Annotated in this window: 11 protein-coding genes and 1 riboswitch; of the genes, 3 read left to right on the top strand and 8 right to left on the bottom strand. The window is 55.8% G+C overall.

Annotated features, from left to right (window positions below; all coding sequences use genetic code 11):
• Window positions 1-87 precede the first annotated feature (87 nt).
• The 5 genes from opgB to tenA all read right to left on the bottom strand — a co-directional run bounded on the left by opgB (window position 88) and on the right by tenA (window position 5,821).
• Window positions 88-2,391 carry a phosphatidylglycerol--membrane-oligosaccharide glycerophosphotransferase gene (gene opgB / locus SGR01S_RS04275; protein WP_061806627.1) on the bottom strand — a complete coding sequence of 768 codons (2,304 nt, stop codon included), beginning with the start codon at window positions 2,389-2,391 and terminating at the stop codon, window positions 88-90.
• Between the two features lie 282 nt (window positions 2,392-2,673).
• Window positions 2,674-3,609, bottom strand: coding sequence for an ABC transporter substrate-binding protein (locus SGR01S_RS04270; RefSeq protein WP_061806626.1), 936 nt, complete (start codon window positions 3,607-3,609; stop codon window positions 2,674-2,676).
• Window positions 3,610-3,624: 15 nt separating this feature from the next.
• The gene (locus SGR01S_RS04265) at window positions 3,625-4,392 is read right to left on the bottom strand and encodes an ABC transporter permease (RefSeq protein ID WP_061806625.1); all 768 of its coding nucleotides are present in this window, start codon (window positions 4,390-4,392) and stop codon (window positions 3,625-3,627) included.
• A complete protein-coding gene (locus SGR01S_RS04260; RefSeq protein WP_061806624.1) occupies window positions 4,389-5,144 on the bottom strand; it encodes an ABC transporter ATP-binding protein in 756 nt (251 codons plus the stop codon). Before SGR01S_RS04260 ends, SGR01S_RS04265 begins: the two co-directional genes overlap by 4 nt.
• Window positions 5,141-5,821 carry a thiaminase II gene (gene tenA, locus SGR01S_RS04255; protein WP_061806623.1) on the bottom strand — a complete coding sequence of 227 codons (681 nt, stop codon included), beginning with the start codon at window positions 5,819-5,821 and terminating at the stop codon, window positions 5,141-5,143. Before tenA ends, SGR01S_RS04260 begins: the two co-directional genes overlap by 4 nt.
• 62 nt (window positions 5,822-5,883) lie before the next feature.
• A riboswitch (TPP riboswitch) is annotated at window positions 5,884-5,986 on the bottom strand.
• 180 nt (window positions 5,987-6,166) lie between these two features.
• On the opposite strand from tenA, the gene SGR01S_RS04250 reads away from it, so the two are divergent.
• The 3 genes from SGR01S_RS04250 (at window position 6,167) to gap (ending at window position 9,388) form a co-directional block, all read left to right on the top strand.
• On the top strand, window positions 6,167-7,189 hold the full coding sequence (locus SGR01S_RS04250) for an LLM class flavin-dependent oxidoreductase (RefSeq protein ID WP_061806622.1): 1,023 nt from the start codon (window positions 6,167-6,169) through the stop codon (window positions 7,187-7,189).
• 135 nt (window positions 7,190-7,324) lie between these two features.
• Window positions 7,325-8,299 carry a GlxA family transcriptional regulator gene (locus SGR01S_RS04245; protein WP_061806621.1) on the top strand — a complete coding sequence of 325 codons (975 nt, stop codon included), beginning with the start codon at window positions 7,325-7,327 and terminating at the stop codon, window positions 8,297-8,299.
• A 78-nt stretch (window positions 8,300-8,377) separates the two neighbouring features.
• Window positions 8,378-9,388, top strand: coding sequence for a type I glyceraldehyde-3-phosphate dehydrogenase (gene gap, locus SGR01S_RS04240; protein WP_037417112.1), 1,011 nt, complete (start codon window positions 8,378-8,380; stop codon window positions 9,386-9,388).
• A 117-nt stretch (window positions 9,389-9,505) separates the two neighbouring features.
• Here the strand turns inward: gap and SGR01S_RS04235 are convergent, their stop codons facing one another.
• The 3 genes from SGR01S_RS04235 to SGR01S_RS04225 are packed head-to-tail and all read right to left on the bottom strand — an operon-like array spanning window position 9,506 to window position 13,605.
• Window positions 9,506-10,294, bottom strand: a complete 789-nt coding sequence (locus tag SGR01S_RS04235; protein WP_061806620.1) for an inositol monophosphatase family protein — start codon at window positions 10,292-10,294, stop codon at window positions 9,506-9,508.
• Between the two features lie 24 nt (window positions 10,295-10,318).
• Window positions 10,319-11,380 carry an ABC transporter ATP-binding protein gene (locus tag SGR01S_RS04230; RefSeq protein WP_061806619.1) on the bottom strand — a complete coding sequence of 354 codons (1,062 nt, stop codon included), beginning with the start codon at window positions 11,378-11,380 and terminating at the stop codon, window positions 10,319-10,321.
• A complete protein-coding gene (locus tag SGR01S_RS04225; protein ID WP_061806618.1) occupies window positions 11,377-13,605 on the bottom strand; it encodes an ABC transporter permease in 2,229 nt (742 codons plus the stop codon). The genes SGR01S_RS04230 and SGR01S_RS04225 overlap by 4 nt, the downstream gene beginning before the upstream one ends.
• Between the last annotated feature and the right edge of the window lie 83 nt (window positions 13,606-13,688).

Raw genomic sequence — 13,688 nt, 5'->3', positions numbered from 1 at the left:
ACAAAAGCTTTGGAGAAACGGTAAGGGGCGAATAAATTCGCCCCGAATAACGTGGGCGCTGCATGCAGCGCCTCTGCAAGGCAACGATCAGGAGGCGGGAGCGGCCTGTTCTACCTTCAATGATACCAGGCCAATACCCAGTTTTTTCGGGGTAAAGCCACCGCTGGCACCCTCCTGCGGTTCAGTCGGTGCAGGTGGGGTGATGCTGATATTCCGTGCGCCGCCGGTATTGTCGAAACGCAGGGTCACGGTGGTGTCCTGCTCACTGAGTGTCACAAATTGCTCTTGCTCACCGACGCGCACGGAGATCGGTTCACCGATGTTTTTACCGTAAGCGCGGGCGCGTAACACCAGATCGAAGACGGACGGTAATGGGTCGACATAGTCGATTTTCACCGTTGGTGCCAGATTGGCATCTGACCAGCGCCCCCAGTCTTCAACGCTGGAAACCCCGGTAATTGCCTTCACTTGTTCCGGCATGCCCGGCAGCATAAATGCAATAGCATCTGCCTGATATTTAACGGCAGCATCGTCCACGTTCAACTGTTCGATGGCACGTTGATAAGCAGCAACGCTGTCTGCTTCCGGGCTGCTAAAGCTGACTTTGCCACGGTAGCTCCCCCCTTTGGCCTGCACAATCTGCGGCGGTGAAGCCAGGTTGCCTGACGCAACACAGGTTTCGGTACTCAGCGCCATTTCGGGTGCCCATATCCGGCCTATTTCATAACACTTGTCGACCCAAACGAATTTTTCACCTGCGCCCAGGCCAGCAAGCTGTTTTTTCAGCGGTGTTGACAGGTAAACATTAAACATCGGCTCAATTTTGTTATCCGTCACTTTCAGGATAAACGGCACCTTAAAGGTAATGCCGGAAAAGGTAAAACTGTTGCCCTGATTGCCCAAGGTGAAATTGCTAATGCTGTTTGGGAACCCCCATTGTTTCACCACTGCCGGTTTCCAGGCGTTGATTTTCTCATCGATATTCATGAAAACGGTGGACAACGTTGGGCTAGAGAAACTGCTGCGGCCAAGGCCAATGTAGTTATCGCCGCCCATCACGTCCAACACTGTGGCACCGTTGTCCAGCGTGCTGCGTTTCTCGTTATGCAGCGCAGTCTGCGGGCGAGTGCCGTCAATGATAAAGAACAGGTTACGGCGTTTCTGCTTGGTCAGAATGTCATAGGCGGTGTTGTTCATCGCCAGGTGATCCGAGGACACCACGATAACGGTATTTTTGAAATAGTCGGATGCCTTGATTTTGTCGATCAGCGCCGCGATGTGCTGCTGGCTACAGGCGACCGCGCTTAATGAGCGGTTCTCTTTGTTCTGCCAACTGAATGATTTTTTACTGCAACTGGCGGAGATAAAACCATCCGGGTGGTGAGTGTCCACGGTCAGTGCAAACAGTGAAAACTTTTTATTCTGTTTAGACAGCTCAACAAACTTGTCGAACACCACATCCAGAACGGTATCGTCGTACCAGCCCCAGTCATTTTTGTAGCTTGGATCGCTGACCTGCCCACGCAGTTCTTTGAAGCCGTAAGCATGATCGAAACCGTGCGATTTCAGGAAAGTGTCTTTACCAGCAAAGGCCAGCTCGGCACCCTGATAAAAGTAGTTGTCATAACCGGCGGACTTCAGCACATCGCCCAGACAGACGTTTTCCGGGTAAAAGGTGGACACGGCGCTGGAGGCGTTACCGTCGAAAGGGGCAAACAGCGGGATGCCACACTGCGAGGCCACCATGCCGGCAATGGTATAGCCGGTGCCAGGCAACTGTTGGGTGTTGCTGAAGTCGATGCTGTTTTCGCGATGTTGGTTCAGTTCGTCAGCCAGTCCGGGAAAAAGTTGCTGATCGAAGTAGGTTCTTTCCAGGCTCTCAGCATAGATATACACCAGATTCGGGGCCTTGCCCTGTACGCTTCTTTTGGGGGCTTTGTAATAGGTATCAAAGTCGGCGGTATCGCCGCTGATCTGGCTTCTGACCAGCAGGGAGATATCCTGAAAGGCGGGGGTGGTACCGACGGAAAACAAGGCCAGCAGCACGGCAATCACACTGTATACCACGCTGCTGCTTTTCGCTTTGCGCCGCACCAGACTCCAGGTGAGTACGGCGAAGATCAGCGCCAGGACGGCCAGTAGCCCGATAAACGGCAGCAGGTATTTTCCGACGCCCGCGCCTTTCAGGCTACTGGTGAGGGTGTAGATCACCGCATCGGTAATGCCGTCACCGGTAAAATAGTTACTGGCGATCAGGACAACGTTGAGGATCAGATAGCTGCCCAGCAGTGTCAGCAGAGTGGCAAGCCACCAACGGTTGGCAGCGCCCCGGGTCCGGTAGATTAAAATTGAGGCTAAAAAAAGTGCAAACGAGATTAATGCTGAAACCATCCACCGTACCCTGTCTAATTAAAAAGAAAAACTTTACTGTCCTGGCCAACGCCGCTGACCGCTGCCGCAGCGAGAAAGAGGAGGGTATAGCGCATTGAAACCGTCAGGGCAATGCGTGTTTGCATTGCTCCGGTGCGTCAGAGTGTGATTGGACGTTTTTGTGACAATAGTGTGACACTAATCACGCCAGTGAAGAGAGAGGCCAATCATGGTGTTGTATGGCTTCCCCATTGAGATAGGGCGTTATAGATAAGGGCGCAGCATGCTACGCCCGATAACGGCTTAATGCAGTTCCACCGCGTATTGTTCCACGGGGGTGATTTTCTTGATCAGCTTGTTGTCGAAAAGGAATTGCTCGTAGGCTTGATAGCGTGCCTTATCCAGCTTGGCCGGATCGCGCGCAAACAGCGGTAAGCTGGCCTGCCACGCCTGTTTGTTCAGCTCGGTGTTCAGTTCTGGATGGGCTTTGGCGAACGCTAACCAGCTTTCCTGAGGATGGGCGTGCAGGTAATCGCTGCCTTTTTTCAGTGCCGCGAGGAATTTTTTAATTTTCGGCTCTGTGACGGTGTCGCGATTGGCGACGATGATCAGTTCGTCGTAGGCGGGGACGCCGTAATCTTCAACGTTAAACACCACCGGATCTTTTCCCTGTAACTTCAATTCAAGCGCTTCAATATTGCGATAACCGCCGATAACCGCATCGACCTGTCCTGCCAGCAAGGCGCTGGTCAACTGGAAGTTAACGTTGATCAAGTGGGTGTCATTGGGGTTGATATGTTCATGCTGGAGCATGGTTGCCAGCGTCGCTTGTTCAATACCGCTGACCGAATAGCCGATTTTCTTGCCCTTTAGGCCAGCAGGAGTGGTGATGGTTTTATCCAGCGTGATGATGGTATTCAGCGGTGAGTTAATCAGGGTGCCCACACGCATTAACGGTAGACCTTGATCGGCAAAGAAATGCAATTGTGGTTGATAAGTGATGGCGAGATCGGCCTGTTTTGCTGCAACCAGCCGTGGGGGCAACGCGGGATCAGACGGGGGCACAATCTTGACGTCGAGGCCTTCGGCCTTGAAAGCACCGATCTGTTCGGCCACCATGATAGGCGCGTGATCGGGGTTGATGTACCAATCGAGCACCAGCGTCAGTTTTTCGGCAGCGGTTGCTTGCCCGGCCAGCGTAGCGCTGAGCAGCAGCCCGCAGAGGGTATTTTTAATCATTGTTGATTCCTTTTATCAGTCATTTTCCGGCGCCCAGTTAATAAGGCGTAGCAGCAGCGCGTCTACCGTCACCCAGAGCAAGACGGTCATCAGCACCAGAATAAACAGCGCAGCAAAACAGACGTCGGTCTGCATGCGTGCGTTAGCGTTAAGCATTACGTAACCTAAACCTTCCGCCGAACCGACCCATTCGCCGATGATGGCGCCTATCGGGGCGACGGCGGCGGCCATGCGTAGCCCGGAACCGAAGGCCGGCAACGCCGCCATCAGCCGCACATGCCGCAGTTGGGCCCAGGGGGAGGCGCGCAGGGTTCGTGCCAGGTCGAGATAGTCGTTATTGACCCGCCGCAGTCCATCAAAGAATGCGGAGGTGACAGGGAAGAAGATCACCAGCACCGCCATCACCACTTTGGCGCTCATGCCAAAACCAAACCACAGCACTAACAGCGGGGCCAGCGCAAACACCGGGATCGCCTGACTGGTCAGCACCAGGGGCATCAGCCAGCGTTGCAGCCGTGGCGAGAAAATCATGCACAGTGCTAGCGCGGCCCCCAGCAACACCCCTGCCAGCAGGCCGCAGGCTATTTCTGAGGCCGTAATCAGCGTGTGATAAGCGAGATAAGCCCGGTCATTCCAAAGCGCCTGCGCGACCGCAGACGGTGAAGGCAACAGGAAGGCGGGTATATCACCCAAGGTGACCCATCCCCATAGCAATAACAGACCGACAAATACTGTCAGGCTGCGGCGTATTCGTGACAGGCGGCTTTCCACCATAGGTTTCATTCGGCTGCCCTCACCAGTTGCAGCAGCAGCTCGCTCTGGCTTTTCAGCAGTTGGGGATCGTCCGGTGCACGTGGCGGCAGGCCCTCAATGACATGGCTGTCGTCAATGCCGGCGGGATAGCGCGACAAGACCAGCAAGCGGTGACTAAGGCGGCAGGCCTCCATGGGATCGTGGGTAATCAGTAACACGGTATGTTGTGCCAGCAGATCGGCGGCAAGCTGCTGAATTTTGGCGCGGGTAATGGTGTCCAGCGCCGAGAAAGGTTCATCCATCAATACGATCGGTTGGCGCTCATACAAGGTGCGGGCGATGGCTGCGCGTTGGCGCATCCCACCGGACAAGGCCGCCGGCAAGGCACTGCCATACCCGCTCAGACCTACGCGTTCCAGCAGATGTTCTGCCCAGGAACGGTCGACTTTTTCACCCCGTAGCCGTGCGCCGAGGCTAATGTTTTGATCAATGGTTAGCCACGGATAGAGCAAATCTTTTTGCCCCATGTAAGCGATGCGGCCGGGGATCGGCAGGCCATCGCTGCCTGTGACCGTGCCGGACGTGGGTTTCGCCAACCCGGCAATGATCTTCAGTAAGCTGGTTTTCCCTGCACCGCTTGCGCCGAGCAAGGCGACAAAACTGCCGCCTGCGATATCGAAATTTAGCCGGTCGAAAATCACTTGCTGGCCAAAGCGCAGAGTCAAATCCCGCACCTGAATACCCGGTCGCACGCCGTCATACTGAGCGTTACCGCTACTCATTTGGCATTCAACCCCATTTGCCAGAAGGCAGACTCCAGCCGGGTCGCCGTGGTGAAGATGGTCGACAGTTCGGCCAGTCGGCTTTCAGCTCCACGCTGGTGACCAACGTTTTCCAGTAGATCGAGTGCGGCCTGCACCCCGGACAGATAGGCAGGATCACCATAGTTACGGATCCATGAGGCATAAGGGTTGCCTTCCATTACCGTGGCAGGGTCGCCCAGCAGCCGCAAGCCAATTTCGGCATAACCGGCGACGCAGGGCATCAGCGCGGCGAGCAGATCAAGCGCATCACCGGCGTGGCCGATATCGAGTACATAGCGGGTGTAGTTGAGGGTTTCTGCGGCCTCAGGTTCGGCGGCAATGTCTGGTTCGCTCAGCCCCCAGTCTGCGCAATAGGCCAGATGCAAAGGCAGTTCGGCGACAATGGCGTTGAGGGAGGCGGTGGCCGCACGCATCTCCGGCAGGGTCCGCAGTTTGCTGACCAGCAGCGCATAGGCGCGGGCAAAGTGGATCAGGAACAGGTAATCCTGGGTCAGATAGCGGCGGAATGCGGGCTCAGGTAGTGTGCCGGCAGCCAGTTGCTGAATAAAAGGGTGTGCGACATAGTCCTGCCAGTGGCTACCGGCCTGCTGGCGCAGCCGTCCGTAAAGACCATTATCAAATTGAGGGGTAAACATGGGACCTCCAAAAGTGTGTGGAGATCCGGGCGCGCTGAGGTATGAACAGGCAATGACTGATGGTGTTATTGCCGACCCGTCCCTTCGCTGGCATGACCCAGATCAGGTTCAAAGGGTTCGGCTTGCGCCATCTCAGCCCGTAACAGGACACCCCTCGGAGGAGCCTGTTATACGATATTTACTTTTTGATTACAACGATCGGGCGGTCGAGTTGGGCTGCAATAAGGGCGTCTTTCGTTAGCTCAAAACGGTTCGTTTAGTGCGATCGCACACAATTTTTCTGGCCTGAGCGGGGGCATTTTTGTCACTGTAATCCGGTCATAATTGAATCTAAGGGCTACTCCTATGAAGAAAATTGGATTTCTCTCGTTTGGTCACTGGACGCCTTCGTCACAGTCGGGTACCCGTTCTGCTGCGGATGCGTTGCTGCAATCCATCGATCTCGCTGTCGCGGCAGAAGAATTGGGGGCGGATGGGGCTTACTTCCGCGTGCATCACTTTGCGCGTCAGCTAGGCTCGCCGTTCCCGCTGTTGGCTGCCATTGGCGCAAAAACTCGACGTATTGAGATCGGCACCGGTGTGATCGACATGCGCTATGAAAACCCACTTTATATGGTCGAAGACGCCGGTGCTGCTGATCTGATTTCTGGTGGACGCTTGCAGCTTGGCATTAGCCGCGGTTCTCCCGAGCAGGTCATTGAGGGCTGGCGTTACTTTGGCTATACGCCCGCCGAAGGCGAGACCGAAGCCGATATGGCCCGTCGCCATACCGAGGTGTTACTCGATGCGCTGCGTGGTGAAGGTTTTGCCGAACCGAACCCACAGCCGATGTTCCCCAACCCGCCGGGACTGTTGCGTGTTGAGCCTTTCTCCGCAGGCTTGAGGGATCGTATCTGGTGGGGGGCCAGCTCGAACGCCACAGCAGTCTGGGCGGCGAAATTGGGGATGAACCTGCAAAGCTCGACGTTAAAAAATGACGAAACGGGCGAGCCGTTTCACGTGCAGCAGGCCAAGCAAATTCGCGAGTACCGTGAAGCCTGGAAAGCAGCAGGGCATCAGCGCGAACCCCGTGTGTCGGTCAGCCGCAGTATCTTTGCATTGATGAATTCGCAGGATCGCAGTTATTTCGGCAATAGCGGTCAGGAAGGCGATCAGGTGGGGTATATCGATCAGCAGACCCGAGCCATATTCGGACGCAGTTATGCCGCTGAGCCAGAGCTGTTGATCAAACAACTGGCGCAGGACGAAGCCATTGCCGAAGCGGACACCTTGCTGTTGACCGTGCCAAACCAACTGGGCGTTGACTATAACGCCCATGTGATTGAATCGATCTTGACGCATGTCGCCCCGGCGCTGGGTTGGCGCTGATAGTTCGATGACGACAAGCCCGCCTGAACCGCCTGTGGTGGGCTTCTCTGAAATTCAAAGCAGGGGCAGCAAACTAACGTGCCTCTGCGGATAACACGTTCTTGACTTATTTTGTTCAATTTGTATTTTAAGGACATGCATACATTTCTGATTATCGTCCCCGAAGGGGGCATGTTGTTCGAGTCGGCGGGAATCGCTGACATCCTGATGCAGGCCAACCGCTTGAGGCCTCATGACGCGCCGCTTTATCAAATGTCGCTGGCCACCACGCAACCCCATCGGGTGGTGCACGGTTTGTCTGGATTGAATCTGCTCGCCGATCATCGTCTCTCGGATCTCGATCCTGATCAGGAGCGCGACACCATCATAGTGACCGGAAAAGGCGCGACCGAAGAAGAAAGTGCCTACGTTGTCGACTGGCTGCGCCGCGCCGCACCTAAAGCGCGACGTATTGCGTCGGTATGCGGTGGCGCTTTGCTACTTGCAGAGGCTGGTTTACTCGATGGACGCCGGGCAACCACCCATTGGCGACTGCTGGAAACGTTGCAGGCCCGCTTCCCCAAAATACACGTCGAAAATGGGCCGCTGTATGTTCAGGATGGCTCTGTCTGGACCTCCGGCGGTGTCAGTTCCGGGTTCGATCTCACCCTGGCGCTGGTGGAAGACGATTACGGTTTTGTTCAGGCACGCGAAGTGGCGCAAGACCTGGTGATGTTCCTGCGTCGGCCTGGCGGTCAGGCGCAGTTCAGTCGTTATCCTTTGAATCAGGCTAAAACCCCTGGCCCGATCCGCGATCTCCAGTCCTGGATCCTGGAAAACCTGTCCAGCGATCTCGGTGTAGAGAAACTGGCAGAGCGGGTCGCGATGAGCCCGCGAAACTTTACCCGCGTGTTCACGCGTGAGACGGGCATTTCACCCGCTAAATTTGTTGAAGAAGGGCGCCTGTATCTGGCCCGGCAACGTTTGGAACAGAGTGCTGAAGGTATTGAGCAAATCGCCATGAACTGCGGGTTTGGTAATGGTCTCAATCTGCGGCGCGTTTTTGAACGACATTTACAACTGACACCTACCGAGTATCGCGAACGTTTCCATTCACGCGTGTTGGCGTAAATTGATCTATAAACGTCATTTACGTCATAACGCCTTCGACCTACATTGGCAGCAGAGCCAATAACGAAGGAGTAGATCATGGTCAAAGTAGGCATTAATGGATTCGGCAGAATCGGCAGAAATGTGTTGCGTGCTGCGTTGGGGCGCAGTGACTTTGAGATAGTGGCGATCAACGATTTAACCGACAGCAAAACCTTGGCGCATCTGCTGAAATACGACTCGTTGTCGGGCACATTGGCAGCCAATGTTGAAGCCGGTGAAAACCAGCTACTGCTCGATGGTCGGCCGATTCATGTTTTCTCCGAAAGAGATCCGGCCGCTATCCCATGGAAAAGCGTGGGCGTTGACGTCGTTATCGAAGCGACGGGGTTCTTCACTGACAAAGCCAAGGCCGAAGTGCACATCACGAAAGGCGGGGCCAAGCGAGTGATTATCTCGGCTCCGGGCAAAGACGACGATATTACGATAGTGATGGGCGTTAATCAGGATCTGTACGATCCGGCGAAGCACCGTGTGGTCAGCAACGGCAGTTGCACCACTAACGGCCTGGCGCCCGCGGCTCAGGTCCTGCATCAGGCCTTCGGTATTGAATATGGCCTGATGAATACCACCCATGCCTACACCAACAGCCAGGCATTGCATGACCAACCGGAAAAAGACTTACGTGGCGCTCGCGCCGCAGCGGAGTCGATAGTGCCTTACTCCAGCGGTGCCGCGAAAGCCCTTGGCAAGGTGATCCCGGCATTGGACGGGCGTTTAACCGGTTATTCGTTACGTGTGCCGGTGCCCGTAGTATCTATCGTTGACTTAACGGTGACGTTGAAACGTGACGTGACGGCTGAAGAGATCAACGCCGCGTTCCGTCAGGCGGCGCAGTCGGGCCCACTCAAGGATATTCTGGGTTACAGCGATGAGCCTTTGGTATCGAGCGATTATAAAGGCGACCCACGTTCATCCATTATTGATGGGCTTTCGACGTTGGTTATTGGTGGGAATCTGGTCAAGGTTCTGGCCTGGTACGACAACGAATGGGGCTTCTCTAACCGTTTGGTTGATCTGGCTGTGTTGATGGAAAAACGCGGGTTGTAGGTGCTAAGAATAAGGGCGCTGCATACTGCGCCCTATAGCATAATCAATGGGTTAAATCGGGTCGAACAGGCTCGACCCCACCGGTTTAACCCTAAACAGATTTGTGAGCCGTCTGAATTACAGTTGTGCGATATGCATTAAATCTTGTTTGGCCCCTGGCGCGACGGCCAGCACCGGCCCGCCACGCAGTAGATGTTCCCCGTCGGTATTGAACGGATGCGTCCAGCCACCGGCTTCGTTGACCAGACAGTAACCCGCCAGACAGTCCCAGGCATGCATATAGGGTTCGTAGTAACCCACCAAACGTCCGGCTGCAACCCAAGCCAGCATCATGGCACCCGACCCATTACGGAAGAAATTGCCGCCCGACGCGGTGATACCGGCGGCGATCTCACCGACGCGTTCCGGTGTGACATAGCTGTTAGCGCCAAAACCGGTGACGTGGTTTTGCATCGTACGTTTTGGGTCTACCCGCAGCGGTTTGCCATTGAGCGTCGCCCCCGCGCCGCGTGCCGCGATAAAACATTCTTGCTGGCAGGGTGCAACGATCACACCGATCACCGGCTCACCGTGGTGAATCACGGCGATGGACACGCACCAGTTTGGCATGCCGTTAACAAACGGGCTGGTGCCATCGATGGGATCCACCACCCAGGTGTAACCTGAGTTACCGGGTTGCAAGCCAAACTCTTCCCCCAAAAAACCGTCGTCCGGGAACTGACTGGCGATCTGTTCGCGGATCAACAGTTCAACTTCTCGGTCGGCAATGGATACCACGTCCTGTGCATCACGTTTGGTTTCAATCACCAGGCTTTCACGACGGTTAAAATAGTCCAGCGCTTTGGTGCCGGCGGCACGCGCCGCCTGTTCGGCCAGCGACAGACGCTGGGAAATGGGCTCATTCATGTTTGATCCTTAACGTTTTGAGGCTCACTGAGCTATCAGTGCCAGCCCCTGAGATTTGAAATCAACGGCCACGCGTGTGGCTGGCGCCAGTTGGCGCTCCATCTGTACATCGACAATGAATAGCGCACCGAGATCGGTTTTCACTTCATATTCGATATGGTCCCCGAGCCAGGTGCTATGGGTTATTTCCCCGTTTAATGCGCCAGCTTGCTCCGGCTGCAGAGTAATAAATTGCGGGCGTACCGACAGTTGCGCGGTGCCGGGGCGTGCTTTGGTACCCGGAACCCGATACTGACGGCTGCCGAGGGTGATTAGCGCCTCACCATCCTCGACGCGTTCAATATCACAGGGCAAGATATTGGCCTCGCCCATAAAGTCAGCGATAAACACGGATGCTGGTGAATGATAAAGCTCCTGAGGCGCGCCCTGTTGGGCAATATGCCCTTCTTTCATGACGATAATCTTATCGGAGACCGCTAAAGCTTCTTCTTGATCATGAGTCACGTATACCGCAGTGAAACCGAGGCGTTGCTGCAAATCACGGATTTCGGTGCGAACACGGCGACGCAGGCGTTCGTCAAGGTTGGATAATGGCTCATCAAGCAGTAACACCTGCGGTTCCAATACCAGCGCACGCGCTACGGCAATGCGCTGCTGCTGTCCACCAGAGAGCTCTGCGGGGAGACGTTGGCCCATGTTTTCCAGGCCAACCAGTTTCAACCCCTCGCGTGCGCGGTCCTGTGCCTCTTTACGCGGCAGGCCGCTGGCGAGTAAACCGTACATGACGTTGTCCAGCGCGTTCATATGCGGGAACAATGCGTAGGATTGGAACACCATCGCGACGTCGCGTTCGTTGGCGGGCAGATGCGTGACGTCCTTGCCGCCAATCAGAATACGGCCAGAGGTTGGGTGTTCCAGGCCTGCCAGCAAGCGCAGGGTAGTGGTTTTGCCACAGCCAGACGGGCCGAGCAATGTCACCAGTGTGCCCGGTTCGACGGTGAGTGACAGGCCGGGTACGGCGGTGAAATCGGCAAACTGTTTGGTGACGTTCTCAAACACCACCGAGCCGGAACAAATGGCAGTCATACGGCATTCTCCTGATGTAGAGCCGGTGGAGGCGTCACCGGCGGTGTGGCAATACGGATTGCGCGGCGCAGGCGACGTTCGCCGACCAGCAACTGGAAGGTGAGGATTACCGCCAACATCACGACGATAAGCACGGAGGAGTAGGCGATAGCTACACCGTATTCCCCGTTTTCGACCAATCCAACGATGTAGGAAGTGGCCATGTTGTACTGGGCGCTAACCAGGAAAATCACCGCACTGATGGAGGTAATTGCACGCACAAAGGCATACACCAGCGCTGCGCTGATCGCCGGTTTCAACAGTGGTAGTATGACTTTACGCAGGGTGCGGAAACTGCTGGCGCGTAGCGTCAGTGACGCTTCATCCAGGCTACGATCCAGTTGGCTCATGGCGGCAATGCCACCGCGCACACCAACCGGCATATTACGGAACACAAAACAGGCGACCAGAATCAGCGCGGTGCCGGTGATCTCCAGCGGTGGCAGGTTGTAAGCCATGATGTAACTGACACCGATGACCGTGCCGGGAATGGCAAAGCTGAGCATCAATAAAAACTCAAAGGTTTGGCGACCGGCAAACTTCTGCCGCACAATTAACCACGCAGTGAGCAGGCCAACGATGGCCGTGAGTGGTGCGGCGATCAACGCGATCTCCAGCGTAGTCCAGAACGAGTTCCAGGCAACACCGGTCCAGACTATCTGACCACCATTCCACTGGAAGCCAAAGGCACGGGCGTAATGGCCCAGCGTCAGGCTGCTGTCGAGTCCCCATGACTGGACGAAACCGCCGATCAGGATCATGCCGTAGATGACCAGCGTGAACAGACCCCAAGGGATGACCAATGTGTACACGCCATAACGCAATCCACGCGGCAGCCCACAGTGCATGCCCGAATCGCCTTTGCCGGTCACGGTAGCGAAGCTTTTCCCGGCCAGCCACAGGCGTTGCAGAATAAAGGCGCTGAGGGTAAAGCACAGCAGGATGATTGCCAGAACCGCGGCACGGCTCGGATCGTTCTGCGCACCCACCACCGAGAAGAAGATCTCGGTCGACAGCACGCCATGGCTGCCGCCAAGCACCATCGGATTACCAAAGTCCGCCATGCTTTCGATAAAGCTGATCAGGAAGGCGTTGGCCAAGCCGGGTGCCATCAGCGGCAGTGAAACATAACGGAAGGTGCGCCAGCGGTTTGCCCGCAGTGTCTGTGAGGCCTCTTCCAGTGAGGGGCTGACACCTTCTACCACGCCAATCAGTACCAGGAAGGCGATCGGAGTGAAGGAAAGTACCTGGGCAATCCAGATACCGGTCAGCCCGTACAGCCAACGACCTGGCTCAATGCCAAACAGGCTGGCAAGCAGTTCGGTGACGACGCCGGCGCGGCCAAACAACAGCATTAGCGCCAGGCCAATCACAAACGGCGGCGTGATGATTGGCAGGACGGTGAGTAAGCGTAGACCTTTCTTAAACGGCAACGGCGTGCGTGTAGCAGCCAGCGCAAAAGCCAGACCGAGAAGCGTAGAACCGCTGGCTGTCATCAGCGCCAACGTCAGCGTTCGCCAGGCGGTGCCACAGCTGCCGCCTTTCAGACAACTGAGGCTCCAAATCGCCGGGTCTTGCATATTGGCGATCAGGCCATCGGGTTTAAATGAACCGTCTACGTCCTGTACGGAAGCGACAAACATGCTCAGCACCGGGTAAAGCACAAAGGTGGTGACCAGCGCGACCAGCAGCACAATGGCAGCCACCACAAAGGCATCACCTTTCAGCACACCGCGTTCGGCAAGTGCAAAAGAGAACAGCAACAGAAACGTGGTGATCAGCAAAATAGCGCCCGCGCCAAACGCCGGTTGACCGTCGCTGAGCGCGCCAAACAGATGCTCGCTCCATTGCCAATTCCAACCGCTGTAGCCGATGGCATGGCCTTCAAATAAAAGAAAAACAACGCCGATGGCACTGGCACACATCAGGAGCTGTGAGCGCAAACGGCTAACGTGCAGCAAGCGCGCCAGTGCGCAAACCACTAGCATCAGTAAAGCGATTGTCAGCCAGGGGCGCTGAAACACCAGAATTTGCCACAGTGCCGGTGCGCTTGCTTGATCCTGCCACAGCGTACTTAGCCAGCCAAAGTCAAAGAACCCGGCCTCCAGGCTGTACCAGGGCAGTAGCAGCAAAGCCAATGCGCCCAGCACAAGAGCCCCGTCAAGGCGGCGGTTTTGAGCATTCATCGTAACCTCGAGTGTTTATATTTCCTTCACCCTGCTTGCACGGGCGAGTGTTGCCTCGCCCGGTTTATCGCAGAGCGCATAAC

This window comes from Serratia grimesii NBRC 13537 (assembly GCF_001590905.1).
Taxonomy (GTDB): domain Bacteria; phylum Pseudomonadota; class Gammaproteobacteria; order Enterobacterales; family Enterobacteriaceae; genus Serratia; species Serratia grimesii.
This window is presented reverse-complemented; position numbering and strand designations above follow the sequence as displayed.

What these genes read in the sequence shown, in the direction of transcription:
- opgB (WP_061806627.1), bottom strand. Translation starts at nt 2,391, where the DNA reads ATGGTTTCAGCATTAATCTCGTTTGCACTTTTTTTAGCCTCAATTTTA.
- SGR01S_RS04270 (WP_061806626.1), bottom strand. Translation starts at nt 3,609, where the DNA reads ATGATTAAAAATACCCTCTGCGGGCTGCTGCTCAGCGCTACGCTGGCC.
- SGR01S_RS04265 (WP_061806625.1), bottom strand. Translation starts at nt 4,392, where the DNA reads ATGAAACCTATGGTGGAAAGCCGCCTGTCACGAATACGCCGCAGCCTG.
- SGR01S_RS04260 (WP_061806624.1), bottom strand. Translation starts at nt 5,144, where the DNA reads ATGAGTAGCGGTAACGCTCAGTATGACGGCGTGCGACCGGGTATTCAG.
- tenA (WP_061806623.1), bottom strand. Translation starts at nt 5,821, where the DNA reads ATGTTTACCCCTCAATTTGATAATGGTCTTTACGGACGGCTGCGCCAG.
- SGR01S_RS04250 (WP_061806622.1), top strand. Translation starts at nt 6,167, where the DNA reads ATGAAGAAAATTGGATTTCTCTCGTTTGGTCACTGGACGCCTTCGTCA.
- SGR01S_RS04245 (WP_061806621.1), top strand. Translation starts at nt 7,325, where the DNA reads ATGCATACATTTCTGATTATCGTCCCCGAAGGGGGCATGTTGTTCGAG.
- gap (WP_037417112.1), top strand. Translation starts at nt 8,378, where the DNA reads ATGGTCAAAGTAGGCATTAATGGATTCGGCAGAATCGGCAGAAATGTG.
- SGR01S_RS04235 (WP_061806620.1), bottom strand. Translation starts at nt 10,294, where the DNA reads ATGAATGAGCCCATTTCCCAGCGTCTGTCGCTGGCCGAACAGGCGGCG.
- SGR01S_RS04230 (WP_061806619.1), bottom strand. Translation starts at nt 11,380, where the DNA reads ATGACTGCCATTTGTTCCGGCTCGGTGGTGTTTGAGAACGTCACCAAA.
- SGR01S_RS04225 (WP_061806618.1), bottom strand. Translation starts at nt 13,605, where the DNA reads ATGAATGCTCAAAACCGCCGCCTTGACGGGGCTCTTGTGCTGGGCGCA.